Source organism: Pseudomonas sp. NBRC 111133 (genome assembly GCF_001320605.1).
Lineage (GTDB): Bacteria > Pseudomonadota > Gammaproteobacteria > Pseudomonadales > Pseudomonadaceae > Aquipseudomonas > Aquipseudomonas monteilii.
In genome coordinates, this window is record NZ_BCBJ01000058.1 from 1 (window position 1) to 26524 (window position 26524).

Genomic DNA, 26524 nt, shown 5'->3' on the forward strand with positions numbered 1-26524 from the left:
ATGAAGCTTCCATGCTCACCGGTTCCATCGGCATGCTGCCTTCGGCGTCGCTGGATGCCGACAACAAGGGTATGTACGAGCCGTGCCACGGCTCGGCGCCGGACATCGCAGGCCAGGGCATTGCCAACCCGCTGGCGACCATTCTGTCGGTGTCGATGATGCTGCGTTACAGCTTCAATCAGTCGGCTGCCGCCGAAGCGATCGAGAAGGCCGTGAGCCTGGTGCTGGACCAGGGCCTGCGCACCGGCGACATCTATTCGCAAGGTTGCCGCAAAGTTGGTACGCAGGAAATGGGCGACGCAGTAGTCGCAGCGCTGCGGAATCTGTAATCTCTCTGGCCCGCCACCCCAAATTTCCGGTGGCGGCCCACTTTTAGCAAAGGTGTAGTTGCGATGAAACGTGTAGGTCTGATCGGTTGGCGCGGTATGGTCGGTTCCGTGCTCATGCAGCGGATGCTGGAGGAGCAGGACTTCGACCTTATCGAGCCGGTGTTCTTCACTACCTCCAATGTTGGCGGCCAGGGCCCGAACGTGGGCAAGGATACAGCGCCGCTCAAGGACGCTTATTCGATTGAAGAACTCAAGACCCTCGACGTGATCCTGACCTGCCAGGGCGGCGACTACACCAACGAGGTCTTCCCCAAGCTGCGTGAAGCCGGCTGGCAGGGTTACTGGATCGACGCCGCATCGTCCCTGCGCATGCAGGATGACGCGGTCATCATCCTCGACCCGGTCAACCGCAAGGTCATTGACCAGCAGCTGGACGCGGGCACCAAGAACTACATCGGCGGCAACTGCACCGTCAGTCTGATGCTGATGGGCCTGGGCGGCCTGTTCGAAGCCGGCCTGGTGGAATGGATGAGCGCCATGACCTACCAGGCAGCCTCGGGTGCCGGCGCGCAGAACATGCGCGAGCTGATCAAGCAGATGGGTGCCACCCACGCCGCCGTGGCCGATGACCTGGCCAACCCGGCCAGCGCCATCCTCGATATCGACCGCAAGGTTGCCGAGACCATGCGCGGTGATGCATTCCCGACCGAGAACTTCGGTGTGCCACTGGCGGGCAGCCTGATCCCGTGGATCGACAAGGAACTGCCGAACGGCCAGAGCCGCGAAGAGTGGAAGGCCCAGGCCGAAACCAACAAGATCCTCGGTCGCTTCAAGAGCCCGATCCCGGTCGACGGCATCTGCGTGCGCATCGGCGCCATGCGCTGCCACAGCCAGGCGCTGACCATCAAGCTGAACAAAGACGTACCGATCGCCGACATCGAAGGCATGATCAGCCAGCACAACCCTTGGGTGAAGCTGGTGCCGAACCAGCGTGAAATCAGCATGCAGGAACTGACCCCGACCAAGGTCACCGGCACTTTGAACATCCCGGTTGGCCGCCTGCGCAAGCTGAACATGGGTTCGCAGTACCTGGGCGCGTTCACCGTGGGTGACCAGCTGCTGTGGGGTGCGGCAGAACCGCTGCGCCGCATGCTGCGGATCCTGCTGGAGCGTTGATCGTTCTGGTTTGAGCAGAAAACCGCGCTCGCAACAGCGCGGTTTTTTTTGCCTGAAGGTTTTGTGCTTTTGCCATTGGCCGTTCGCCGTCAAGCCGGCCCCTCAGGTACTGTGCAGGGATGCAGGCGATATTGGCCTCGCCCGGGCAATGCGAGTAAAGTGCCGCTCCCGTTTCGCCAGAGGCAGCCTGCAACAATGAACCCTACATTCGATATCGCCGTCGTCGGCGCCACCGGCAGCGTCGGTGAAACCCTGGTACAGGTGCTCGAAGAACTGGCGTTCCCGGTCGGCACCTTGCACCTGCTGGCCAGCATGGAGTCGGCGGGCAGCAGCGTGATGTTCGCCGGCAAGAAGCTCAAGGTGCGCGAGGTGGACAGCTTCGACTTCGCCCAGGTCAAGCTGGCCTTCTTCGCCACAGGTGCCGCAGTCAGCCGCAGCTTTGCCGGCAAGGCACTGCAAGCAGGTTGCACCGTCATTGACCTGTCCGGCGGCCTGGACGACGCCCTGGCCCTGGTACCCGAAGCCAACGCCGAACGGCTGGCTGGCCTGGCGCTGCCGGCACGCATTGTCAGTCCGTGCTCGGCCGCCGTTGCCGTGGCTGTCGCGCTGGCACCGCTCAAGGGCCTGCTGGACATAGACCGGGTGCAGGTAATGGCATCGCTGGCGGTGTCTGCACAAGGCCGTGAGGCGGTCAGCGAGCTGGCCCGTCAAACGGCAGAGCTGCTCAATGCCCGGCCGCTGGAGCCGCGCTTCTTCGACCGCCAGGTGGCTTTCAACCTGCTGGCCCAGGTTGGCGCGGCCGACGAACAAGGCCACACGGCGCTGGAACGCCGGCTGGTCAACGAGTTGCGCGTGCTGCTTGGCATGCCTGAGCTGAAGATTTCCGTGAGCTGCGTTCAAGTCCCGGTGTTTTTCGGCGATAGCTTCAGTGTGGCCGTGCAGAGCCGTCGCCCGGTCGACCTTGAAGCGGTCAACCAGGCCCTGGACGCAGCCGACAGCGTAGAGCGGGTGGAACGTGATGATTATCCGACCCCGGTTGGTGACGCAGTAGGCCAAGACGTGGTCTATGTTGGTCGTGTACGTCACGGTGTTGATGAAGACCAGCAGCTCAATCTCTGGCTGACCACCGACAACGTGCGCAAAGGCGCCGCGCTCAATGCCGTGCAAGTGGCGCAATTGTTGATTAAACACATGCCGTAAAAGATACTGGCGAGCACTTTTGTCCTGCTCCGCATGCAGGTTTCGGGACGATTCATACAAGGGAAGAGGTCATGCTTCGAATTCGCAAACTGGTTCTGGCCATGGCTGCAGCATCGGCGCTGTCGTCTGGCATGGCGAATGCGCTGGGCCTGGGGGAGCTGACCCTGAAGTCGGCACAGAATCAGCCGCTGGACGCCGAGATCGAATTGCTCGATGTGCGCGACCTCAAAGCCGCCGAAGTGGCGCCTAGCCTGGCGCCACCGGAAGAGTTCAGCAAGGCCGGGGTGGCGTTTCCGACCTACCTCGAAGACCTGACCTTCACACCGGTGATCAACCCCAACGGTAAAAGTGTGCTGCGGGTTACCTCCAGCCAGCCGCTGCCGGGGCCGGTGGTCAAGTTCCTGGTTCAGGTGATGTGGCCGCAAGGCCGCCTGCTGCGCGACTACAGCGTGCTGCTTGACCAGGCCAAGGCCCAGGGCGACAAGCCGGCTGCAGGCAATGTGACACCGGCCACAACCGGTGCCAGCAGCTACACCACCCAGCGCCGCGACACCTTGTGGCAGATTGCCGCGCGCAACACGCAAGGTGGCTCGATCCAGCAGACCATGATCGCAATCCAGGCGCTGAACCCGGATGCCTTCATCGGCAACAACATCAACCAGCTGAAGGTGGGCCAGGTACTGCGCCTGCCCGACCAGCAGCAGATCCAGAACATTCCGAAGGGCGAGGCCAACAGCGAAGTGGCCGAGCAGTATGCCGCCTGGCGTGAAGGCCGGCGCCTGGGGCCGCGTGCCCGCCAGCTCGACGCTACCCGCCGTGGTGCCGCCGAGGCTGCGCCGGCGCGCATCGCCCAGGGCGACAACTTGCGCCTGGTCAGCCCGGGCAACCAGGCCGGTCAGACCAAGGCGTTGAATGACAAGCTGGCGGTGGCCCAGGAAAGCCTGGATACCAGCCGGCGCGACAACGAAGAACTGAAAAGCCGCATGTCCGACCTGCAGAGCCAGCTGGACAAGCTGCAGCGTCTGATCGACCTGAAGAATGACCAGTTGGCCCGCCTTCAGGCCCAGGGTGTGGCAGCGCCGGCTACGGCTGCCGCTGCCGCCAAGCCGGCTCAGCCGGCGGCAACTGCCCAGCCGGCGGCTAAGCCCGCACCGGCTGCCGTCGATACCGCGCCCAAGCCGGTGCCGGCAGCCAAGCCTGCGCCTGTCGGGCAGCCGAATGGCGCGCTCGACCAGATCCTGGGCAACCCATGGCTGATCGGGATAATTGCCGGTTCCAGCCTGCTGGTGCTGGCACTGCTGCTGTGGCTGCTGGCGCGCAAGCGTAAAGCCCAGCAAGAAGCTGAAAAGCACCTGCGTATGGCACGGGCGCTGGAGGAAGAGCAGGGCACAGGCTTCGACACCGATACCGAGAGCCTCGATGGTGTCGAAGTTTCGGAGCCGAGCGTTATCCTGTCGCCAGCCGTGGTCGCCGCTTCAGCCGCCGCTGCCGTTGCTGCGGAAAAAGTGGCTGAGCCTTCTGCCGAGTCGGCGCCGGAAGCTGAGCCGCAAGCCGACCCGCATGCCGCGCTGTTGGCGGAGGTTGACCAATGCCTGGCCGAAGGCCGCCTGAACCGCGCTACTGACCTGCTTGAGCCCGCCGTGGCTGGTGCGCCGGAACGTGACGACCTGCGCCTGAAGCTGATGGACGTGTACGCCCGCCAGGGTGACCAGAGCGCGTTCGCCGAGCAGGAGCGCAAGCTGCCGGCCAGCGAGCAGAACATTGCCGAAGTCGCCGGGTTGAAAGAACGTTACCCCGCCATGCTTGGCCTGGCCGCTGCCGGGCTGGGCGCGGCGGCACTGGCTGCCGAGATGGATGAGCAGTACGTGCAGGAGTTGCTGCACGATGAGGCCGAGGCACCAGTGGTTGCCGACGTGGTGCCTGAAGAGGTGCCTGAATTCGAGCCGCAAGTGGAGGCTGAGCCAGAGGTCGTCGCGCAAGCGGAGCCTGAAGCCGTGTTCGAGCCAGAAACCGAGCTGGATGCCTTCGATGATGTGCCGACCCTTGATGTGTCGGGCCTGGAAGCGCATGGCCTCGATGAGCAGGATCTGGACAGTGCCTTCGACTTGAGCCTGGGTGAAGACCTGCCCGAAGAAGACCCGCTGGCCGCGCCGCTGCTGGACGAGTCCGTGCAGCAGGAGCCAGTACCTGACGAGTTGGTCATTGCCGAGCCTGTGCTGGATGAGCCTGCGTTTGAAGAGGCTCAGCCAGAAGAACCGCCGTTTGCCGTAGATGCCGAACTGCAAGCCGACGCTGACGCCGATTTCGAGGCCATGCTGGACCAGGCCGAGCCGCAGCCAGCCGTGGACCTGTCTGACTTCGACCTTGATGTCAGTGAGCCGGTTGCCCCGGCCGCGCCAGATGCCGTTGAAGCGGCCCCGGTGGATGTTGCCGCCGAACTGGCTGCCTTCGACAGTGAGCCGGCATTCGAACCAGTCTCCGATTTCGACCTACCGTCGGACTTTGACCTGTCGTTGTCGCTGGAAGATGATTCGCCGGCGGCCAAGCGCTTTGCCTCGGAGCTCGACGACGTCAACGCCGAGTTGGACAAGCTGTCGCAGAGCCTGGAATCGCCCTCTCTGGAGCCGCATTTCACTGCAGAAGACGCGGTTGCGCAGCCGGATCCCGAGCCGCCACTGGACGACCTGGACTTCGACTTCTTCTCCGGCAGTGACGAAGTGGCCACCAAGCTCGACCTGGCCCGCGCCTATATCGACATGGGCGACAGCCAGGGTGCGCGCGACATCCTTGATGAAGTGGTCAAGGACGGCGACGACGGTCAGCGCCAGGAAGCCGAGGACATGCTCTCTCGCCTGGTTTGATATCGTCCTCAAATGAAGTGCACATCAACGGCAGCCCTACACGGCTGCCGTTGTCGTTATACTCCCCGCCATTCCGTACACCCCACAGGTTTCAAACGCTTGGACATTATCGACACCGCCACCACCGAATCCGCGGCCGAAGGCTACTCCCGCATCGCCCTGGGCGTCGAATACAAAGGCGCGCGCTACCGCGGCTGGCAGCGCCAGGCCAGCGGCGTGCCAAGTGTCCAGCAGGCCCTGGAGCAAGCATTGTCCAAAGTCGCGAACGAGCCGATTTCGGTGATCTGCGCCGGGCGTACCGACGCCGGTGTCCACGGCTGCGGGCAGATCGTGCACTTCGACACCCGCGCTGTGCGCGACGAGCGCGCCTGGACCATGGGCACCAACTTCAACTTGCCGCACGACATCAGTGTGGTCTGGTCGCGGCCGATGCCGGCCGATTTCCATGCACGCTTCAAGGCTTGTGCCCGGCGTTATCGCTACGTCATCTACAACGACCCGATCCGCCCGGCGCACCTGGCCGAGGAAGTCACCTGGAACCACCGCCCGCTGGATGTCGAGCGCATGGCCGAGGCTGCGCAGTTCCTGCTCGGCACTCACGACTTCAGTGCCTTCCGCGCCAGCCAGTGCCAGGCCAAGTCGCCGGTCAAGCACATCTACCACCTGCGCGTTACCCGCCATGGCCAGATGATTGTGCTGGACGTGCGCGCCACCGCGTTCCTGCACCACATGGTGCGCAACATTGCCGGTGTGTTGATGGCCATCGGTGCCGGCGAGCGCCCCGTTACCTGGGCGCGTGAAGTGCTGGAAGGGCGCGACCGCCGTGAAGCCGGGGTCACGGCCCATCCATACGGGCTGTACCTGGTGCAGGTCGAGTACCCCGAGGAATATGCACTGCCCCAGCGTTACATCGGTCCACACTTTTTGACCGGCTATGAGGCGTTGGCAGACTGACGGGCGAAAAGTCATTTGCTAACATCCGGCCTTTCACCGGAATAACCAGGGTTCGCTGTCCATGAGCAATGTTCGCAGCAAGATCTGTGGGATCACCCGTATCGAAGACGCACTGGCCGCTGCCGAAGCGGGGGCCGATGCCATCGGTTTCGTCTTCTATGCCAAGAGCCCTCGCGCCGTGGACGTGCGCCAGGCGCGTGCGATCATTGCAGAACTGCCACCGTTCGTGACCACGGTCGGGTTGTTCGTCAACGCCTCGCGTTGCGAGCTGAACGAGATCCTCGAAGTGGTTCCGCTGGACCTGCTACAGTTCCACGGCGACGAAACGCCACAGGACTGCGAAGGCTACCACCGCCCCTGGATCAAGGCCCTGCGTGTTCGTCCGGGGGACGACCTGGAGGCGGCCTGCCAGCAGTACGCGGGCGCGCGCGGCATTTTGCTGGATACCTACGTGGCGGGAGTGCCGGGGGGAACCGGAGAGGCGTTCGACTGGTCTCTGGTGCCGGAGCGCCTGAGCAAACCGATCATCCTGGCGGGCGGGCTGTCGGCCGATAACGTCGGCCAGGCCATTGCCCAGGTGCGGCCTTACGCGGTGGATGTCAGCGGTGGCGTCGAGCAGGCCAAGGGCATCAAGGATGCCGCGAAGATCGAGGCGTTCATGCGGGCCGTTAAACAGGCGTGATGGCAGATGTGACGGCTGGCTGCGCGCCATCGTCCATAACTTTCGCAGCCCTGCTGGGCAGCTGCCTGCACAGGTGGCAGAACAACACATTAGCGGTGGAGCGGTGCGCTGGAAGCCCCGGCGGTCGGTCCATCATCGTTTGATAAAAGATTTTGAGCTCAAGGGCAGGGCAGGGCCGGCGACACCGGCCCCCGCCTGCCAATACTGGAGAAAGAAAGCATGAGCAACTGGTTAGTCGACAAACTGATCCCTTCGATCATGCGTTCCGAGGTGAAGAAGAGCTCGGTGCCTGAAGGCCTGTGGCACAAGTGCCCGGCTTGCGAGGCCGTGCTGTATCGTCCGGAGCTGGAAAAGACCCTGGATGTCTGCCCCAAGTGCAACCACCACATGCGCATCGGCGCACGTGCGCGCATCGACATCTTCCTCGACGCCGAAGGCCGTGCCGAGCTGGGTGCCGACCTGGAGCCGGTCGACCGCCTGAAGTTCCGTGACGGCAAGAAGTACAAGGACCGCCTGGCCGGCGCCCAGAAGCAAACCGGCGAAAAAGACGCCCTGATCTCCATGAGCGGCACCCTGATGGGTATGCCGATCGTGGTCAGCGCCTTCGAGTTCTCGTTCATGGGCGGCTCCATGGGTGCCATCGTCGGCGAACGCTTCGTGCGTGCGGCCAACTACGCCCTGGAGCACCGCTGCCCGATGGTCTGCTTCTCCGCTTCGGGCGGTGCACGTATGCAGGAAGCGCTGATCTCGCTGATGCAGATGGCCAAGACCTCGGCCGTGCTGGCGCGCCTGCGCGAAGAAGGCATCCCGTTCATCTCGGTACTGACCGACCCGGTGTACGGCGGCGTTTCCGCCAGCCTGGCGATGCTCGGCGACGTCATTGTCGGTGAGCCAAAAGCCCTGATCGGCTTCGCCGGCCCACGCGTGATCGAGCAGACCGTACGCGAGAAGCTGCCAGAAGGCTTCCAGCGCAGCGAGTTCCTGCTGGAACACGGTGCCATCGACCTGATCATCTCCCGTGGCGAACTGCGCCCGCGTCTGGCCCGCCTGCTGGCGCAGATGACCGGCCAGGACACCCCGGAGCAAGCGCGTGAGGCGGCAGCCGTCGCGTGATGAAACAGCGATCCCTGGGCGAGTGGCTCGCCTACCTCGAGCAGTTGCACCCCTCGGCCATCGACATGGGCCTGGAGCGGTCGCAGAAGGTGCTTGCCCGGCTGGCGCTGGGCAAGCTGGCGCCACGCGTGGTGACGGTAACCGGCACCAACGGCAAGGGTTCCACCTGCGCCTTCGTGGCCTCGCTGCTGCGCGCCCAGGGGCTCAAGGTCGGCGTGTACAGCTCGCCGCACCTGTTGCGTTACAACGAGCGGGTGCTGATCGACGGCCAAGAGGCCAGCGATGAGCGCCTGTGCGACGCCTTCGCCTCCGTCGAGGCGGCGCGGGGCGACATTTCCCTGACCTACTTCGAGATGGGCACGCTGGCTGCGTTCTGGTTGTTCTACCAGTCGCAACTGGATGCCGTGGTGCTGGAAGTGGGCCTTGGTGGCCGCCTGGACACCGTGAACGTGGTAGATGCCGACCTGGCCCTGGTGACCAGCATCGGTGTCGACCATGTCGACTACCTGGGTGATACCCGTGAGTTGGTGGCTTTCGAAAAGGCCGGCATCTTCCGCCCGGGCAAGCCGGCTCTGTGCGGCGACGTGGATCCGCCACAGCCATTGCTGGACAAGGCCGCCGAATTGGCTGCGCCTCTGTTCCTGCGCGGTCGTGATTTCGACCTGACCACTACCGATAGCGCGTGGAACTGGCGGGGTACCGCAGCAGATGGCGCGCAGGTAGAGTTGCGTGACTTGCCATTGCTCGACCTGCCCATGGAGAACGCCACGCTGGCCCTGCAGGCCTACCTGCTGATGGGCCTGCCCTGGGATGCAGGGCAGGTGCGCCAGGCGTTGCTGGCGACCCGCATCACTGGCCGTCTCGACCGCCGTGTGCTGCAGTGGCAGGGTAAGTCGGTAGAACTGCTGCTGGATGTCGGTCATAACCCCCATGCAGCAGAGTATCTGGCCCGTCGGCTGGCGGCTCGCCCGCTCAAGGGGCGCCGTCTGGCAGTGTTCGGCCTGCTCGCCGACAAGGACCTAGACGGCGTTGTCGCGCCGCTGAAGGGCTTGGTCGATGACTGGGCCGTGGCGCCGTTGGATACGCCACGTAGCCGCCCGGCTGCAGAACTGGCCACGGCCTTGACGAACCTCGGCGCTGCGGTGAAGTCTTATGCCAGCGTCGACGCGGCCCTTGAGGGGCAATGCGCGCAGGCGACGGCGGATGACCAGATCCTGCTGTTCGGTTCGTTTTTCTGTGTCGCCCAGGCGCTGGAATGGCTGCAGCGGCACACCCAGGAGGGTGAAGTAGATGGCAGTGCTGGATAAAGGGATTAAACAGCGCATGGTGGGTGCGCTGGTGCTGGTGGCGTTGGCGGTGATTTTCCTGCCGATGCTGTTCACCCGCGAGGACGAGATGCGCCAGGTGCATGTAGAAGCCCCGCAGGCACCGGTCATGCCAAGCCTGCCGGAAGTGAAAGTGGAGCCTGTCGCCGTGCCGGAGCCGCAGGCCATCCCGGAAGACCCGCAGCAACCACCGGTGGTGGTTGACGAGTCCACGGCGCCAGCCAGCACGCCAAGCCAGCCGATCACGCCATCGCCGCAGACCCAGGCGCAGGTTCAGCCTGTCAAGCCACAGGCGCCCAAGGTCGAACCGAAGCCTGCCGCTACCCCTGAGCCGGCCGCACCGGTGGCCAAGCCTGCTGCGCCATCGAAAATCGACGTCAATGGCCTGCCAGTTAGCTGGTCGATCCAGTTGGCCAGCCTGTCCAACCGCGCGGGTGCCGAGAAGTTGCAGCAAACCCTGCGTAGCCAGGGCTATAACGCCTATATCCGTTCGGCGGGTGGGATGAACCGGGTGTACGTGGGGCCGCTGATCGAGCGGGCCGAAGCCGAGCGCACGCGTGATGCTATCAATCGTCAGAACAGCCTCAAGGGCTTTGTGGTGCGTTTCCAGCCAGAACGCAGCTGAACAAGCCATTCGCGGGCAAGCCCGCTCCCACAGTGAAGCGTGACCCATGCCGTGGCGCAGTCCCTGTGGGAGCGGGCTTGCCCGCGAATGGCTTAACGCTAATCCACCTGACATTCCGCTTACTCCCAGCCCGCCGCTCTGGTAAAATGCGCCGCCTCAAACGTCTGCAGGCAGCACCGTGGCATTTACCTTGGTTGATTGGGCGATCATCGCGATCATCGCCGTCTCCACTCTGATCAGTCTCAAGCGCGGCTTCGTCAAGGAAGCCTTGTCCTTGCTCATCTGGATCATTGCCGGTGCGGTTGCCTGGATGTTCGGCGGTTCGCTCTCGGTGTATCTTGAAAGCTATATCCAGACGCCATCGATGCGCGTCATTGCGGGCTGCGCCATTCTTTTCGTCGCCACCTTGCTGGTGGGGGCCATGGTCAACTTCCTGGTCGGCGAGCTGATCCGTGTCACCGGGCTGTCCGGCACCGATCGTTTCCTGGGCATGGCCTTCGGGGCCGCGCGCGGGGCCTTGCTGGTAGTGGTGGCCATAGGCCTGATCAGCCTGGGGCCGGTTCAACAAGACACCTGGTGGCAGGAATCACGCCTGATACCACAATTTCTCTTGGTCGCCGACTGGTCGAAAAACCTGATTCTGGGTTTCACCGGCCAGTGGACGCCCAGTGGGCTGATCAGCGCTCCGGCTGATCTTCCGTTCAAGGAACAGTTGCTCAGGCCGTCCAAGCCCTGAGCGCTATTCACTCAAGTTTCGTCAAAGTAGGGGTTGCGTCGCATGTGTGGCATCGTCGGTATCGTCGGTAAGTCGAACGTCAATCAGGCGCTGTATGACGCGCTTACGGTCCTCCAGCACCGCGGCCAGGACGCTGCCGGTATCGTGACCAGCCATGACGGCCGGTTGTTCCTGCGCAAGGATAATGGCCTGGTGCGCGATGTGTTCCAGCAGCGCCACATGCAGCGCCTGGTGGGCAGCATCGGCATTGGCCACGTGCGTTACCCGACAGCGGGCAGCTCGACCTCGGCCGAGGCCCAGCCGTTCTACGTCAACTCGCCGTATGGCATCACCCTGGCACACAACGGCAACCTGACCAACGTCGAGCAGCTGGCCAAGGAGATCTACGAGTCTGACCTGCGCCACGTCAACACCAACTCCGACTCGGAAGTGCTGCTGAACGTCTTCGCCCATGAGCTGGCGGTACGCGGCAAGCTGCAACCGACCGAAGAAGACGTGTTCGCTGCGGTTTCCCACGTGCACAGTCGCTGTGTCGGCGGTTATGCCGTGGTGGCGATGATCACCGGCTACGGTATCGTCGGCTTCCGCGACCCCCATGGCATCCGCCCGGTGGTATTCGGCCAGCGTCACACCGACGAAGGCGTGGAATACATGATCGCCTCGGAAAGCGTGGCCCTGGACGTGCTAGGCTTTACCCTGATCCGCGACCTGGCGCCGGGTGAAGCGGTATACATCACCGAAGAAGGCCAGCTGTACACAAAGCAGTGCGCCGAAGCACCGAAGTTGCAACCGTGCATCTTCGAGCATGTCTACCTGGCCCGCCCGGACTCGATCATGGATGGCGTGTCGGTGTACAAGGCCCGTCTGCGCATGGGTGAAAAACTGGCCGACAAGATCATGCGCGAGCGCCCCGAGCACGACATCGACGTGGTCATCCCGATCCCGGACACCAGCCGCACCGCGGCCCTGGAACTGGCCAACCGCCTGGGCGTCAAGTTCCGCGAAGGTTTCGTCAAGAACCGCTACATCGGCCGTACCTTCATCATGCCCGGCCAGGCCGCGCGCAAGAAATCGGTACGCCAAAAGCTCAATGCCATCGAGCTGGAGTTCCGCGGCAAGAACGTGATGCTGGTGGACGACTCGATCGTGCGCGGCACCACCTGCAAGCAGATCATCCAGATGGCCCGCGAAGCCGGCGCCAAGAACGTCTACTTCTGCTCCGCAGCCCCTGCGGTGCGCTACCCCAACGTCTACGGCATCGACATGCCGAGTGTTCACGAACTGATCGCCCACAACCGTACCACCGAACAAGTGGCCGAGTTGATTGGCGCCGACTGGCTGGTCTACCAGGACCTGCCGGACCTGATCGACTCGGTCGGTGGCGGCAAGATCAAGATCGACCACTTCGATTGCGCGGTATTCAACGGTGAGTACGTCACCGGGGATATCGACGAAGCCTACCTCGACCGCATCGAGCAGGCCCGTAACGACCTGGCCAAGGTCAAGAACCAGGCCGTCAGCGCGATCATCGACCTCTACAACAACTGATTTCGGGAGCGACGGCATGACGGATCAATGGGATGCCGGACGACTGGACAGTGACCTCGAGGGTGTCGGTTTCGACACCCTGGCGGTGCGCGCCGGTCAACACCGTACACCCGAGGGCGAGCACAGCGAAGCGCTGTTCCTGACCTCCAGCTACGTGTTCCGCACGGCGGCCGATGCTGCTGCGCGCTTTGCCGGTGAAACGCCGGGTAACGTTTACTCGCGCTACACCAACCCGTCGGTACGTGCCTTCGAGGAGCGCCTGGCGGCGATGGAAGGTGCCGAGCAGGCCGTGGGCACGTCCACCGGCATGGCGGCGATCCTGGCCGTGGTGATGTCGCTGTGCAGCGCCGGTGACCATGTGCTGGTGTCGCAGAGCGTATTCGGCTCGACCATCAGCTTGTTCGAGAAGTACTTCAAACGCTTTGGCGTGCAGGTGGACTACGTGCCACTGGTCGACCTTGCTGGCTGGGAAAAGGCCATCAAGGCCAACACCAAGCTGCTGATCGTCGAGTCGCCGTCCAACCCGCTGGCCGAGCTGGTCGACATCACTGCGCTCAGTGAAATCGCCCATGCCCACGGTGCCATGCTGGTGGTGGACAACTGCTTCAGCACACCCGCGCTGCAGCAGCCGCTGAAGCTGGGTGCCGACATCGTGTTCCACTCGGCCACCAAGTTCATCGACGGCCAGGGCCGCTGCATGGGCGGCGTGGTTGCCGGCCGTGCCGAGCAGATGAAGGAAGTGGTGGGCTTCCTGCGGACCGCAGGCCCGACCCTCAGCCCGTTCAACGCCTGGATCTTCACCAAGGGCCTGGAAACGCTGCGCCTGCGTATGCGTGCGCACTGTGAAAGCGCCCAGGCCCTGGCCGAGTGGCTGGAGCAGCAGGATGGCGTGGAGAAGGTGCATTACGCCGGTCTGCCTAGCCACCCGCAGCACGCACTGGCCAAGCGTCAGATGAGCGGCTTTGGTGCGGTGGTCAGCTTCGAGGTCAAGGGCGGCAAAGAGGGCGCTTGGCGCTTCATCGATGCGACCCGGGTGATTTCCATCACCACCAACCTGGGGGACAGCAAGACCACCATCGCCCATCCGGCCACCACCTCCCACGGCCGCCTGTCGCCGCAGGAGCGTGAAGCTGCAGGCATCCGCGACAGCCTGATCCGCGTTGCCGTGGGCCTGGAAGACGTGGCCGACCTGCAGGCAGACCTGGCACGCGGGCTGGCGGCACTGTGATCGAAATCGGCGGCAGTGTGCCAGGCCACAACGGCCGGGTAGCCCTGGTAACCGGTGCCGCGCGCGGCATCGGCCTGGGCATTGCCGCCTGGCTGATCTGCGAAGGTTGGCAGGTGGTACTCAGCGACCTTGACCGCCAGCGCGGTGCAAAGGTGGCCAAGGCCCTGGGTGACAACGCCTGGTTCATCACCATGGACGTTGCCGACGAGGCTCAGGTCAGTGCCGGGGTGTCCGAGGTGTTGGGGCAGTTTGGTCGGCTGGACGCGTTGGTGTGCAATGCGGCGATTGCCAATCCGCACAACCAGACGCTGGAAAGCCTGAGCCTGGCGCAGTGGAATCGGGTACTGGCGGTCAACCTCAACGGGCCGATGCTGCTGGCCAAGCATTGCGCGCCGTACTTGCGTGCGCACAATGGGGCGATCGTCAACCTCACCTCTACCCGGGCGCGGCAGTCCGAGCCCGATACCGAGGCCTACGCCGCGAGCAAGGGTGGCCTGGTGGCCTTGACCCATGCCCTGGCGATGAGCCTGGGCCCGGAGATTCGCGTCAATGCGGTGAGCCCGGGCTGGATCGATGCCCGTGACCCGTCGCAGCGCCGTGCCGAACCGCTGACCGAAGCCGACCATACCCAGCACCCGACGGGCAGGGTAGGGACGGTGGAGGATGTGGCGGCGATGGTGGCTTGGCTGCTGTCGCGTCAGGCTGCCTTCGTCACCGGCCAGGAGTTTGTGGTCGATGGCGGCATGACTCGCAAGATGATCTACACCTGAGCGGCAAGCTTCTAGCTGCAAGCTGCAAGAAGGGACCGCGAGGCCCCTTTGTCATTTTGAAGGTTCCAAAATCGAACAGACCACAGCTGACTTTTTCTTGCGGCTTGAAGCTTGAGGCTTGCAGCTGCTTTGAAAAAAAATTCAATGGGGCTATTGACTTAGCTTCGCCATCTGCGTAAATTTCGCGGCCTCAGCGAAGCAAACGCAACAAGCAACATCGCGAGGGTGATTAGCTCAGCCGGGAGAGCATCTGCCTTACAAGCAGAGGGTCGGCGGTTCGATCCCGTCATCACCCACCACTTCCTGAGATGTTCCTGACGCTTCAGGTTTCGCAAGAAGCCGAAAGCCAGAGAGGAGCGCACTGCGCAGCGGTAGTTCAGTCGGTTAGAATACCGGCCTGTCACGCCGGGGGTCGCGGGTTCGAGTCCCGTCCGCTGCGCCATTTTTCAGTAACAGATGGGTGCCTGGCACCGGTCTGAAGCCACAAGGTAAAAACCTTTGGCTGATCCCAGTTTCAATCGGGCGCAAGCCTGAACGATACGCAGCGGTAGTTCAGTCGGTTAGAATACCGGCCTGTCACGCCGGGGGTCGCGGGTTCGAGTCCCGTCCGCTGCGCCATCTTCGCTTCAAGGTCCCTAGAACACCTTGCAGCAACACAAGAGAAGCGATCATGTTATCGCTTTTTTTGTGCCTGCCCTGAGGCCAATGCGCCGGAAGGGTAGACCCAGGTTTCAATCGGGCGCAAGCCTGAACGATACGCAGCGGTAGTTCAGTCGGTTAGAATACCGGCCTGTCACGCCGGGGGTCGCGGGTTCGAGTCCCGTCCGCTGCGCCATCTTCGCCTCAAGGCCCCTTGAACGCCTTGAAGCACAAAAAAGCGACCTTTGGGTCGCTTTTTTCGTTTCTACGGGCAAGCATTCCCGGCCTTTACTCACATTTACACCAACCTGACAGGTTCTTCACCGACCAGTGGTTCCTGTGCCTGCCTGCTGTGTTGCACAATAGGCACCTTCTCGACATACCCGGAATTCGCAATGACCAGATCTTCCGTCTTTGGTGCGCTCGGGCTGGCCCTGGTGCTGGCGGGCGTGACCGGTTGTTCCTCGAAAAAGGCCGCCATCTACGAGCACGAGAACTTCGACGACTCGGGTACCTTCTCGCGCAGCTTCCCTGTAAGCGATGCCGGCTCTTGCGAGGCCGCGCGGCGTGCCTTGCTCAGCCAGGGGTATATCATCACCAGCAGTGGCGCCAACCAGGTGGTGGGCAACAAAAGCTTCCAGCAGAACAGCGAGAACCACCTGCAAATCAGCTTCAACGTTACCTGTGCACCGGATGTGAGCGACGAGCAGCGCTCGACCATGTTCGCCAACGCGCTGCAGGACCGTTATGCGCTGAAAAAATCCAACACCTCTGCCAGCCTGGGGGTGGGCGTGCTGGGTTCGGTGTCGATGCCGATTGGCTCGAGTGACGATTCAATGGTCAAAGTGGCCAGCGAGACGGTAACGGCCGCGCAGTTCTATGACCGCTACTTCGCCCTGGTGGAGAGTTACCTGCCCAAGCCGAAGAAGGTGAGCAAGGCCAAGGCCGAAGCGCCCAAGGTTGAAAAGCCGGCGGTTGACCTGGGGTTGCCAGAGCAGGCAGCGGCTAACCCTGTTGCCCCGACACCCGTACCGGCGGCTGAGGCTGTGCCCACGCCTGCGGCCGTTGCCCCGGCCAGTGAAGCGGTGGCAGCGCCAGCGGTGAATGACAGCCAGGGCTCGCAGCCGGTGGCACCGCCGGTAGAGGCTGCGCCGATTCAGGTGCAGCAGGATGCGCAGCCTGCCGAAGCGGCGTCACCCTCTCTTTAATGGGCACTTGTACCGGCGATAGGCCCGGTACAGGTTAGACACATCCCCTGTTACAGAAGCGCTGCGATAACTTCCTGAACACCTGCTACGTTTACCACTCATACGCTTGTCATCATTCCTTCATCCCACCTGCTTAGGTTGAAGGTGACAACGACGAAGACAAATGAGTGAAGAGGACGCAGGGCTATGGATGAATACCAGGAAGAACTACTCGAAACCCAGGCTTACGAACTGGACACCCCGGAACCGGCTGACGACGCCACCGAGCTTTAGCTCACCCGCCGCTGGCTGCGGCGGAACTCTCCCGGTGTAAGGCCCGTCCAGCGCTTGAACGCGCGCTGGAAGGCCTCGGCCGATGCAAACCCCAACAGATAGGCAATCTCGCCAAAGGCCAGCGCTGTATCGCGGATATAGGTCTCGGCCAGGTCGCGCCGTGTTTCATTGAGCAAGTCGCGAAAGCGTGTGCCTTCCTCGGCCAGCTTGCGGCGCAGTGTCCAGGTTGGCAACTGCAGGTGCAGCGCCACTTCTTCCAGGTCGGGCTCTCGGCCGCCATTGAGCAGTGGGCCCAGCAGGTGGGTGATGCGCTCACCCAGGCTGCGCACCCGCGTGCGCTGCAGCATTTCGGCCTCACACAGCTGCAACAGGTGCTGCCAAGTGCTCGGGCAATGCCTGGGGTTGGCCAGTTGCAGTGTGGCGCGGCTCAGGCGCAGGCGGTTGCCGTCGGCGGCGAACTGCACGGGTGTGCTGCAAAGCGGTTGGTAGCGCGCGGCATACGCGGGTGCGGCAAATTCGATGTCCAGGCGTTCGGCCTGCACCGGAGTGCCTGCAAGGTCGGCTAGCTGGGCTAGCCAACCCGCGAGCAGCGAGTCGACCACGAAGCGGTTGTAGGCGTTATAGGGGCTGATGGAGTAGAAGCGCAGCCAGGCGCCCTGGGCGTCTTCGTGAAAGCTGGAGTGGCCACGGTAGTTGGCCGCGTACAGCGGTTCGAAGTGCAGCAGGGTGCGCGCCGCCTCGCCAAGGGTAGGGGCCTGGGCGGCGGTGACCCCGGCCAGGCCGGCATGAGCCAGGCGGCTCAGGCGCCCCATGTGCAGGCCCAGGGCGGGCTCGCCGCACAGTTCGATGGCGGCGTGGCCAAGGTGCATGTAGCGGGGGATCGACAAGCGCGCGCCGGCTTCAGCCAGGCGCGGCCCATCCAGGCCATAGCGCAGCAGCAGCGGTTCGGGGGCGTGGCCAAGTTCGCGCAGGGCCTCGCTCAGCGGTTGAACAAAGCCAACCGACAGGTCGCCCAGGCGCACGCGGGGGCGGGCCATGGTGTTACAGCCACAGGTTCAGCAGGCGGGCACCCGGGCTTGGGGTGCCCACCAGCAACGCACCCGCCTGGTGGGCGAAGCCTTGGCCATCACTGCCTTGCTCCCAGAACTGCCCACGCATGAACACGCTCATGCTGCTGACACTGGCCCCGGCCGCCTCGGTCAGGCGTTGCCAGGCGGTCTGTTCGCTAACTTCGCCGCGCTGCAGGGGCAGTCCGGCGGTGGCGTGCTGGTGGCGGTTGCCACGCCATGGCGCTTCCCAGCTGCTCTTGCCGCTGAGAAACACCGGGTTGGCGACCAGTTGTACCGCTTGTTGTGCCAGTTGCCGATGGTTTTCCGGGTACCAGCTGTCACTGCCTATCAGGACACCCAGTCGCCCGGCAGGCGTTTGCACGACCTGCAACGGGTGCTTGCGCCCATTGTGGACGTAGCGGCGCATTTCGCTGTCAGGGAACTGCTGGTGTTGTGGCTCGCCCAGTAGCGAGCCATCGCCAGCAAACACCATGCTGCTATTGAACAGCGGGCCACTACCGGCGTGCAGCACGCCCTGTTTCACGTAAGGCGCAGGCAGCACGATGGAGCCGGCCACCAGGGTAACGCCGAATTCCTTGGCCAGGCCGCCGAACAACTGCTGATAGTCTGCGGCCATTTGCTCGGCCTTCATGCGCAGGTGCGCATCGGCGCGCCGGTCATCGCCGTCGGCGCCGAGCATGGCCAGGCCGTAGCGCAGCGGGTTGCTCAGCTCCAGCCATTGCAGGGCCTCGCGGCTCTGGGTCACCTGATACAGTTCGTTTTTCTCACCGCGCGCCCATAGCCAGGTGCCGATGTGCTCTGGCAGCACCACCACCGTGCGCGGGCTTATCAGTCCTTGTGCGCGAGCCTGCTCAAGGTAAGCCGCGAGCTTGCGGTGCAGGCGCTGCAGGTTCTGGTAGTCACCCGGGTACAGCAGCGGCTCGACGCCCAGCAGGTTGCCGTGTTCGCCTGGCACGCCGTGGTTCAGTGCCAGCTCGATGCGCAGGTCGGACAGGTAGTGGCCTTCCGGACGCTGTTGGGTCCAGAAGCCATAACCAAAGAGGGCGGCGATCATCACCAGCGCCAAGGCGCTTGCCAGGAGTTTTCGCATGAAGCAGGGCTGCGCCTTGGTTGCGAGGGTTCTCTAGGGTAGTCCCGCTGTATGCCAGGATCAATAACTTGTCAGTTTCGATCATTGAGCCAATTCAAACGGCTGTTTAATGTCGCTGACAGACAAACGACAGGCCCCGCTGACCGGTGAGGTGCCTGCATACCGTGATCACGCCACCAGGGGACCTTTTCATGGCCGCCGACCGCTACCCGCACCTGCTTGCCCCGCTGGACCTGGGCTTCACCACCTTGCGCAACCGCACCCTGATGGGCTCGATGCACACCGGCCTCGAAGAGCGCCCCGGCGGTTTCGAGCGAATGGCGGCGTACTTTGCTGAGCGCGCCCGTGGTGGCGTTGGCCTGATGGTAACGGGCGGCATCGCGCCCAACGATGAAGGCGGGGTGTATTCCGGTGCGGCCAAGCTCAGCACCGAGGAGGAGGCCGACAAGCACCGTATCGTCACCGAAGCCGTACATGCCGCGGGTGGCAAGATCTGCCTGCAGATCCTGCATGCCGGGCGCTATGCCTACAGCCCACGGCAAGTGGCACCCAGTGCGATCCAGGCGCCGATCAACCCGTTCAAGCCCAAAGCGCTGGATGAGGCGGGCATCGAGAAGCAGATCGCTGACTTCGTCAACTGCGCGGTGCTGGCCCAGCGTGCCGGTTACGACGGCGTCGAGATCATGGGCTCGGAAGGCTACTTCATCAACCAGTTCCTTGCTGCCCATACCAACCACCGTACCGACCGTTGGGGCGGTAGTTATGAAAACCGTATGCGCCTGGCGGTGGACATCGTCAGCCGGGTGCGTGGCGCGGTAGGGCCAAACTTCATCATCATCTTCCGCCTGTCGATGCTCGACCTGGTGGAAGGTGGCAGCACCTGGGACGAGATCGAGCTATTGGCCAAGGCCATCGAGCAGGCTGGCGCGACCTTGATCAACACCGGCATCGGCTGGCACGAAGCGCGTATCCCGACCATCGCCACCAAAGTGCCGCGTGCAGCCTTCAGCAAGGTCACCGCCAAGCTGCGTGGCGCGGTGAGCATTCCGCTGATCACCACCAACCGTATCAATACCCCGGAGGTGGCCGAGGCCGTATTGGCCGAGGGCGATGCCGACATGGTCTCGATGGCCCGGCCATTCCTGGCCGACCCGGATTTCGTCAACAAGGCGGCAGCCGGGCGTGCCGACGAGATCAACACCTGCATCGGCTGCAACCAGGCCTGCCTGGACCACACCTTCGGTGGCAAGCTGACCAGTTGCCTGGTCAACCCCCGTGCTTGCCACGAAACCGAGCTCAATTACCTGCCTGTACGGGACGTGAAGCGCATTGCCGTGGTGGGGGCTGGCCCGGCGGGCCTGGCAGCGGCCACCGTGGCGGCTGAGCGTGGCCATTCGGTCACCCTGTTCGACGCTGCCAGCGAGATTGGCGGGCAGTTCAACGTCGCCAAGCGGGTGCCGGGCAAGGAGGAGTTCTTTGAAACCCTGCGCTACTTCCGCAACAAGGTGAAAACCACGGGCGTGGACTTGCGCCTGAATACCCGTGTCGATGTGCAGGCATTGGTGGACGGTGGCTACGATGACATCATCCTGGCCACCGGTATTGCCCCACGCACGCCCGCCATTCCTGGGGTAGAGCATGCCAAGGTGCTCAGTTACCTGGACGTACTGCTTGATCGCAAGCCTGTGGGCAAGGCGGTGGCGGTGATTGGCGCGGGTGGTATCGGGTTCGACGTTTCCGAGTATCTGGTGCATCAGGGCGTGGCCACCAGCCAGGACCGTGAGGCGTTCTGGAAAGAATGGGGCATCGATACCCACCTGGAAGCACGCGGTGGCGTGGCGGGAGTCAAGGCCGAGCCGCATGCCCCGGCGCGGCAGGTGTACCTGTTGCAGCGCAAGAAGTCCAAGGTGGGTGATGGCCTGGGCAAGACCACCGGCTGGATTCACCGCACCGGGCTGAAGAACAAGCAGGTGCAGATGCTGAACAGTGTCGAGTACCTGGGTATCGACGATGCCGGCCTGCACATTCGTGTGGCGGATGGCGAGCCGCAGGTGTTGCCGGTGGACAACGTGGTGATCTGTGCCGGGCAGGATCCGCTTCGCGAGTTGCAGGACGGGCTGGTGGCGGCGGGGCAGTCGGTGCACCTGATTGGTGGTGCGGATGTAGCGGCTGAGTTGGATGCCAAGCGGGCAATCAACCAGGGGTCGAGATTAGCGGCTGAACTCTGAAATTGCCGGGGCCGCACAGCGGCCCCAGGATTTCACTGATAAACTCGCACGATGCTTTTAGACCTCCCCCAAGCCCCCCTACATCCTCTGAGCCTGCCTTGGCTGCAACAAGCGAATGTCGAAGCCGCCATCCTGCGCCTGGACCTGATCGACCCACTGATCAGCGGCAACAAGTGGTTCAAGCTGCGCCATCACCTGCAGCAAGCGCGAACCAGCAAAGCCCCGGGTCTTATCAGCCTGGGTGGCAACCATTCCAATCACCTGCACGCCCTGGCCGCCGCCGGCAAGCGCTTCGGCTTCGCCACCGCCGGCCTGCTACGGGGGCACGCCCAGGACACACCCACTGTGCGTGACCTTCAGGCATTGGGCATGGAACTGCACTGGCTGGGCTATGGTGGCTACCGCGCGCGCAACGAACCAGACTTCTGGACCCCGTGGCAGGCCCGCTATCCCGGCTGGCACTGCATCTCGGAAGGCGGCGGCGGGCTGGCCGGCGCACAAGGATGTGCCCTGATCATGGAGCAGGCGCGCTCACAAATCGCGCTACTTGGCTGGTCGGATTACGACGCCTGGTGGCTGGCCGCTGGCACCGGTACCACGTTGGCCGGCCTGGTACTGGCCGAGGCGGGCGCACATGCCGTACATGGCGCATTGGCCGTACCCCGGGACCACGGTGTACCCGAGACGATGGCAGCCTTGGCCGGCGGCCACGGCTACCAGCTTCACGACGCCTGCCGTGGCGGCTTCGGCACGTTCGACGATGACCTGCTGGCCTTTATCGCCGAGTGCGAGCAATGCAGCGGCGTACCGTTCGAAGCCCTGTACACCGGCAAGGCCCTGCTGGCCTTGCGTGAGCAGGTCGGGGCCGGGCTGTTCGCGCCCGGCACCCGCCTGATCGTCGTGCACACCGGTGGCCTGCAGGGCCGGCGCGGTTACTTGTAAGGCAGCATGCGCAGCAGTGTGTTGTCCCGCTGCACATAGTGGTGGTACAGCCCGGCCAGCGCGTGCAGGCCGATCAGCCAGTAACCCCAGCTGCCAACCCGTTCATGCCAGCCCTTGATGAACTTGGCCTGGTCCGGGTCCGGGCCGATCAGGTGTGGCAGTTCCAGGCCGAAGAACGGTACCGGTTTGTCGGCGGCGCTCAGGATCAGCCAGCCGGCCAGCGGCAGGCCGATCATCAGCAAGTACAGCGCCAGGTGCATCAGGTGCGCAAGCCCGGTTTGCCAGGCCGGCGGCTTGGGTACGATCGGCGGGGTCGGGCGGCTCAGGCGCACGGCCAGGCGCAGCCAGACCAGCACGAACACGCTGAGCCCGAGCATGAAGTGCAGGTCTTTCATCAGGTTGCGTTCAACGCTGTCTTTAGGGAACAGGCCGCGCAGTTCGATAAGGGCGTAGACAGCGGCCAGCAGCACCAGCATCAGCCAATGCAGGGCGATGGACAGGCGAGCGTAGTGGGTCGCGGGGGTGGATGAAACCATGATCGGTCCTCGTCATCAGGTCGGAATGGCGCTCTTGCTGGCGCTCAGGTATCACTTTAATGGCTACCGGGAACAAATCTTTGCGCTAGGTCTGTGAAAATTGTGTTGCCTGTGCCGGCCCTTCACAGGTACTGCGCAGATTTCAAAGGCTGTGCAGTACCTGTGGGCGCGGGCTTGCCCGCGAAGAGGCCGGAACAGGCGACTTTAATCTTCGGGTGAAAATGGCCAACTTTCAGCCACCAGAAACACCCGCTCCATTTCCTGCCAGGCGCCATCTGCATCAGGCTCCAACCTCACCAGCAACTGCGCCGGAGCCTGGCGCTCCAGCACATGCAACCACGCGGCAAACTGCTCCACCGCCCAGCACTCACCTACCTCGACCCGCGCCGGTGCCAACCAGGCATGCCGCTGCAATGGTTGCCAATGCTCACCCTCAGCCATGACCCAGTCCCGCCTCCGTACCCAGCGCCCACGCAAGTGTTGCGGGTTGGCGCCCGTCGGTGGCTCGGCATGCCCCGGCCATGGGTAGAACAGATAGCCTCCCAGCCAAATATGGGCCTGCACCTGGCCAACCCCCAACCCGGTCAACAGCTCGCGGCTGTGCGCTCCGTTCGACATGGGCAGCTGATGCCCCGCCAGGTGCGCAAGCTTGCTCCCCAGCCGGTCATGGCACCCAGGCCCCAGCCAGGCATGCGGGTCGTGCCCGGCGCCTTCCGGCCCCAGGTACAGCTTGATCGCCAGTTCCAGGTGGTGCACGCCGTCACGGTCGCGCAACACCATATCCAGTTCACCCAGCGTGCGCCCGGCATCTCGGACCGCCAGGTTGGCTGCCAGCAGCTCGATGCCCGGCGCCTGGGCCAGGGCGAATTGCCACAGGCGTTCGTAGTAATGCCCCAGCCGCCGGCTGCTCAGCTTCGCCAGCCAGTCTTGCAATGGCCGGTCATCTTCATCCAGCGCGCGCAACCACTGTTCAAGGTGCTGCGGCTGCTGCGCCCACAGGCTGCCCGCCAGCGGGTGGCGCTGGGGGCAGGGCGGGGCGCTGAGCAGGGGCGGCGACAGCATGGCCCAGGCCAGGTCGCGCACGGCAGGGCGGCGCAATTGCCGGGGCAGGTCGTGGAGCAGGGCGAATGGCATCATCCAGCGAGCATAGCCGGTTTGCCGCTACCCGGTGGTTTCGCCCATAATCGGCCCATCGTCACCCGCCGCAGAGCCTCGCAGGAGCCCCATGGAGCAATTTCGCAATATCGGTATCATCGGTCGCCTTGGCAGCTCGCAGGTGCTCGACACCATTCGCCGACTGAAAAAATTCCTCCTCGAGCGCCACCTGCACGTGATCCTCGAGGACACCATCGCCGAAGTGCTGCCCGGCCATGGCCTGCAAACCTCCACCCGCAAGCTGCTGGGCGAAGTCTGCGATCTGGTCATCGTGGTCGGCGGCGACGGCAGCCTGCTGGGCGCTGCCCGCGCCCTGGCCCGTCACAACATTCCGGTGCTGGGCATCAACCGTGGCAACCTGGGCTTTCTCACCGACATCCGCCCCGACGAACTGGAAGACAAAGTCGCCGAGGTGCTCGACGGCCACTACCTGGTGGAAAACCGCTTCCTGCTGCAGGCCGAAGTGCGCCGCCACCACGAAGCCATTGGCCAGGGCGATGCGCTGAACGACGTGGTGCTGCACCCGGGCAAGTCCACGCGCATGATCGAGTTCGAGATCTACATCGACGGTCAGTTCGTCTGCAGCCAGAAGGCCGACGGCCTGATCGTCGCCACCCCCACCGGCTCCACCGCCTATGCGCTGTCGGCCGGCGGCCCGATTATGCACCCCAAGCTCGATGCCATCGTCATCGTGCCGATGTACCCGCACACCCTATCGGGCCGGCCGATCGTGGTCGATGGCAACAGCGAGCTGAAGATCGTGGTGTCGAAGGACCTGCAGATCTACCCACAAGTGTCCTGTGACGGCCAGAACCACTTCACCTGCGCCCCCGGCGACACCATCACGGTCAGCAAGAAGCCGCAGAAGCTGCGCCTGATCCACCCGCTGGACCACAACTACTACGAGGTCTGCCGCACCAAGCTCGGTTGGGGCAGCCGCCTGGGGAGCAGGGACGACTGATGTTCGATCCGGCGCGAAGTTTCGACATCATCGGTGACGTGCACGGTTGTGCGCTGACCCTTGAACGCCTGCTCGACGCCCTCGGTTACAAGCGCGTGGCCGGCGTGTGGCGCCACCCGCGGCGCATGGCGCTGTTCCTGGGCGATATCGTCGACCGTGGGCCACGCATCCGCGAGGCGCTGCATATCGTCCACGACATGGTCGAGGCCGGCCAGGCGTTGTGCATCATGGGCAACCACGAGTACAACGCCCTGGGCTGGGTGACCCCGGCGCTGCCCGGCAGCGGCAAGGCTTATGTACGCGAGCACACGCCACGCCACGCACGGCTGATCGACGAAACCCTCACCCAGTTCGCCCACCACCCCGGCGACTGGCACGACTTCGTCAACTGGTTCTACGCGCTTCCACTGTTCGTCGATGCCGGGCGCTTCCGCCTGGTGCATGCCTGCTGGGACCCGCGACTGATCGAGCCGTTGCACCAGCAGTACCCCGACGGGCGCATCGATGAACACTTCATCCAGGCCTCGGCGGTGAGCAACAGCTTTGCCGCTACCGTGTGCAACCGCCTGCTGCGCGGCACCGACATGCGCCTGCCGGACGGCCTGACCCTGACGGGCGGCGATGGCCTGACCCGCGCCTTCTTCCGCACCAAGTTCTGGGAGGAAGACCCGCAAACCTACGGTGACATCGTGTTCCAGCCCGATGCCCTGCCCGAAGAGGTGGCCAGCACCCCGCTCAGCCACAGTCAGAAGAACGCCTTGTTGCGCTACGACGAAGACGAGCCCCTGCTGTTCGTCGGCCACTACTGGCGCAGCGGCCGCCCGGCGCCAATCCGCGCCAACCTGGCCTGCCTGGACTACAGCGCTGTGCTCTACGGCAAGCTGGTCGCCTACCGGCTGGATGATGAAACCCGCATCGACCCGCACAAGTTCGTCTGGGTCGACGTCGACCGCCCACAGGCCAACCAATGAACATTATCGAAGTGATGCGCCTGCCGCTGTCGGTCGACCTCAGCGGCTTCGTCCACCTGTTGCAGCGCCTGCAGGTGCCGCATCGGGTGAGCGAGGAGGGTGATGCCCAGGTGCTCTGGGCCCCCGACACCCTCGCCGAAGACGTGCTGCAACTCTACCAGCGCTACCCGGATGGCAACGCCGACATCCAGGCAGCAGAGGAACCTGTGGGAGCGGGCTTGTCGGGGCGCCGAACCGCCGCGAATGCCCCACCACAGCCCTCCCTGACGGAACAGGCCAAAGCTTGCAAAGTCACGACGATCACCTTGCTGCTGTGCTTCATCGTCGCCGGCCTGACCAGCCTGGGCGACAACTTCACGACCATCAGCTGGTTCACCTTCCTCGACTTCCGCGTCCAGGGCGATTACCTGTACTTCAGCCCGCTGGCGCAAACCCTGGACGCAGGCCAGTGGTGGCGCCTGGTCTCGCCCATGCTGCTGCACTTCGGCGTGCTGCACCTGGCCATGAACAGCCTGTGGTACTGGGAGCTGGGCAAACGCATCGAATTGCGCCAGGGCCCGTGGATGTTGCTGGGCCTGACCCTGCTGTTCAGCCTGGTGTCCAACCTGGCCCAGCACTACACCAGCGGGCCGAGCCTGTTCGGCGGCCTGTCCGGCGTGCTGTATGGCCTGCTCGGGCATGTGTGGCTGTTCCAGTGGCTGGCGCCCAACCGTTACTTCAACCTGCCCAAGGGCGTGCTGGTGATGATGCTGATCTGGCTGGTGGTATGCCTTACCGGCGTGGTCGGCACCCTTGGCCTTGGCCAGATCGCCAACGCCGCCCACGTGGGCGGGCTGCTCATCGGATGCCTGACCGGGCTCTTGGGTGGGGCGCTGGCCCGGCGTAAACTGTCGGCTTGAATCAG

Annotated in this window: 23 protein-coding genes and 4 tRNA genes; 23 read left to right on the forward strand and 4 right to left on the reverse strand. The window is 63.9% G+C overall.

Annotation, left to right across the window (positions count from 1 at the left end; translation table 11 throughout):
- The 18 genes from APH36_RS11925 to APH36_RS12010 all read left to right on the forward strand — a co-directional run.
- Window positions 1-329: isocitrate/isopropylmalate family dehydrogenase (locus APH36_RS11925; protein WP_256219178.1), on the forward strand; the 329-nt coding region annotated here is incomplete at its 5' end.
- A 63-nt stretch (window positions 330-392) separates the two neighbouring features.
- On the forward strand, window positions 393-1505 hold the full coding sequence (asd, locus tag APH36_RS11930) for an aspartate-semialdehyde dehydrogenase (protein ID WP_060498778.1): 1113 nt from the start codon (window positions 393-395) through the stop codon (window positions 1503-1505).
- Window positions 1506-1700: 195 nt separating this feature from the next.
- Window positions 1701-2705, forward strand: a complete 1005-nt coding sequence (locus tag APH36_RS11935) for an aspartate-semialdehyde dehydrogenase (protein WP_060498779.1) — start codon at window positions 1701-1703, stop codon at window positions 2703-2705.
- A gap of 71 nt (window positions 2706-2776) precedes the next feature.
- On the forward strand, window positions 2777-5566 hold the full coding sequence (locus tag APH36_RS11940; RefSeq protein ID WP_060498780.1) for a FimV/HubP family polar landmark protein: 2790 nt from the start codon (window positions 2777-2779) through the stop codon (window positions 5564-5566).
- A 99-nt stretch (window positions 5567-5665) separates the two neighbouring features.
- Window positions 5666-6520: a tRNA pseudouridine(38-40) synthase TruA gene (truA, locus tag APH36_RS11945; protein WP_060498781.1), complete on the forward strand. Its 855-nt coding sequence runs from the start codon at window positions 5666-5668 to the stop codon at window positions 6518-6520.
- A 61-nt stretch (window positions 6521-6581) separates the two neighbouring features.
- Window positions 6582-7202, forward strand: a complete 621-nt coding sequence (locus APH36_RS11950) for a phosphoribosylanthranilate isomerase (RefSeq protein WP_060498782.1) — start codon at window positions 6582-6584, stop codon at window positions 7200-7202.
- Between the two features lie 219 nt (window positions 7203-7421).
- Window positions 7422-8315, forward strand: a complete 894-nt coding sequence (gene accD / locus APH36_RS11955) for an acetyl-CoA carboxylase, carboxyltransferase subunit beta (protein WP_060498783.1) — start codon at window positions 7422-7424, stop codon at window positions 8313-8315.
- Window positions 8315-9622 (forward strand): bifunctional tetrahydrofolate synthase/dihydrofolate synthase, encoded by a 1308-nt coding sequence (folC, locus tag APH36_RS11960; protein WP_060498784.1) that lies wholly within the window; start codon window positions 8315-8317, stop codon window positions 9620-9622. The genes accD and folC overlap by 1 nt, the downstream gene beginning before the upstream one ends.
- Window positions 9606-10265, forward strand: coding sequence for an SPOR domain-containing protein (locus tag APH36_RS11965; RefSeq protein ID WP_060498785.1), 660 nt, complete (start codon window positions 9606-9608; stop codon window positions 10263-10265). Before folC ends, APH36_RS11965 begins: the two co-directional genes overlap by 17 nt.
- Before the next feature lie 178 nt (window positions 10266-10443).
- Window positions 10444-11001: a CvpA family protein gene (locus APH36_RS11970; protein WP_060498786.1), complete on the forward strand. Its 558-nt coding sequence runs from the start codon at window positions 10444-10446 to the stop codon at window positions 10999-11001.
- 42 nt (window positions 11002-11043) lie between these two features.
- On the forward strand, window positions 11044-12549 hold the full coding sequence (gene purF, locus APH36_RS11975; protein WP_060498787.1) for an amidophosphoribosyltransferase: 1506 nt from the start codon (window positions 11044-11046) through the stop codon (window positions 12547-12549).
- 16 nt (window positions 12550-12565) lie between these two features.
- Window positions 12566-13777: an O-succinylhomoserine sulfhydrylase gene (locus tag APH36_RS11980; protein WP_060498788.1), complete on the forward strand. Its 1212-nt coding sequence runs from the start codon at window positions 12566-12568 to the stop codon at window positions 13775-13777.
- Window positions 13774-14547, forward strand: coding sequence for an SDR family oxidoreductase (locus APH36_RS11985; RefSeq protein ID WP_060498789.1), 774 nt, complete (start codon window positions 13774-13776; stop codon window positions 14545-14547). Before APH36_RS11980 ends, APH36_RS11985 begins: the two co-directional genes overlap by 4 nt.
- A 223-nt stretch (window positions 14548-14770) precedes the next feature.
- Window positions 14771-14846 (forward strand) — tRNA-Val (locus APH36_RS11990).
- Window positions 14847-14912: 66 nt separating this feature from the next.
- Window positions 14913-14989, forward strand: a tRNA-Asp gene (locus APH36_RS11995).
- A gap of 99 nt (window positions 14990-15088) precedes the next feature.
- Window positions 15089-15165: transfer RNA gene (locus APH36_RS12000), tRNA-Asp, on the forward strand.
- A gap of 140 nt (window positions 15166-15305) precedes the next feature.
- A tRNA-Asp gene (locus APH36_RS12005) sits at window positions 15306-15382 on the forward strand.
- Window positions 15383-15581: 199 nt separating this feature from the next.
- Window positions 15582-16394 carry a DUF2242 domain-containing protein gene (locus APH36_RS12010; protein ID WP_060498790.1) on the forward strand — a complete coding sequence of 271 codons (813 nt, stop codon included), beginning with the start codon at window positions 15582-15584 and terminating at the stop codon, window positions 16392-16394.
- 269 nt (window positions 16395-16663) lie between these two features.
- Here APH36_RS12010 and APH36_RS12015 read toward each other — a convergent pair whose 3' ends face one another.
- Window positions 16664-17704: an AraC family transcriptional regulator gene (locus APH36_RS12015; protein WP_060498791.1), complete on the reverse strand. Its 1041-nt coding sequence runs from the start codon at window positions 17702-17704 to the stop codon at window positions 16664-16666.
- A 4-nt stretch (window positions 17705-17708) separates the two neighbouring features.
- Window positions 17709-18827, reverse strand: a complete 1119-nt coding sequence (locus APH36_RS12020) for a carbon-nitrogen hydrolase family protein (RefSeq protein ID WP_060498792.1) — start codon at window positions 18825-18827, stop codon at window positions 17709-17711.
- A 191-nt stretch (window positions 18828-19018) separates the two neighbouring features.
- Here APH36_RS12020 and APH36_RS12025 point away from each other — a divergent pair, with 191 nt between their 5' ends.
- Window positions 19019-21055 (forward strand): NADPH-dependent 2,4-dienoyl-CoA reductase, encoded by a 2037-nt coding sequence (locus APH36_RS12025; protein ID WP_060498793.1) that lies wholly within the window; start codon window positions 19019-19021, stop codon window positions 21053-21055.
- A gap of 51 nt (window positions 21056-21106) precedes the next feature.
- On the forward strand, window positions 21107-21997 hold the full coding sequence (locus tag APH36_RS12030; RefSeq protein ID WP_060498794.1) for a 1-aminocyclopropane-1-carboxylate deaminase/D-cysteine desulfhydrase: 891 nt from the start codon (window positions 21107-21109) through the stop codon (window positions 21995-21997).
- Here APH36_RS12030 and APH36_RS12035 read toward each other — a convergent pair.
- Both APH36_RS12035 and APH36_RS12040 read right to left on the reverse strand, forming a co-directional pair.
- Window positions 21988-22533 carry a cytochrome b gene (locus APH36_RS12035; RefSeq protein WP_060498795.1) on the reverse strand — a complete coding sequence of 182 codons (546 nt, stop codon included), beginning with the start codon at window positions 22531-22533 and terminating at the stop codon, window positions 21988-21990. The genes APH36_RS12030 and APH36_RS12035 overlap by 10 nt on opposite strands.
- 204 nt (window positions 22534-22737) lie before the next feature.
- Window positions 22738-23670: a DUF1853 family protein gene (locus APH36_RS12040; protein ID WP_060498796.1), complete on the reverse strand. Its 933-nt coding sequence runs from the start codon at window positions 23668-23670 to the stop codon at window positions 22738-22740.
- Window positions 23671-23758: 88 nt separating this feature from the next.
- Here APH36_RS12040 and APH36_RS12045 point away from each other — a divergent pair, with 88 nt between their 5' ends.
- Genes APH36_RS12045 through APH36_RS12055 form a run of 3 tightly spaced genes read left to right on the forward strand, consistent with a single transcriptional unit; the run spans window position 23759 to window position 26519 of the window.
- A complete protein-coding gene (locus APH36_RS12045) occupies window positions 23759-24649 on the forward strand; it encodes an NAD(+) kinase (protein WP_060498797.1) in 891 nt (296 codons plus the stop codon).
- Window positions 24649-25620, forward strand: a complete 972-nt coding sequence (locus APH36_RS12050; RefSeq protein WP_060498798.1) for a metallophosphoesterase — start codon at window positions 24649-24651, stop codon at window positions 25618-25620. The genes APH36_RS12045 and APH36_RS12050 overlap by 1 nt, the downstream gene beginning before the upstream one ends.
- Window positions 25617-26519, forward strand: coding sequence for a rhomboid family intramembrane serine protease (locus APH36_RS12055; protein WP_060498799.1), 903 nt, complete (start codon window positions 25617-25619; stop codon window positions 26517-26519). Before APH36_RS12050 ends, APH36_RS12055 begins: the two co-directional genes overlap by 4 nt.
- Window positions 26520-26524 lie beyond the last annotated feature (5 nt).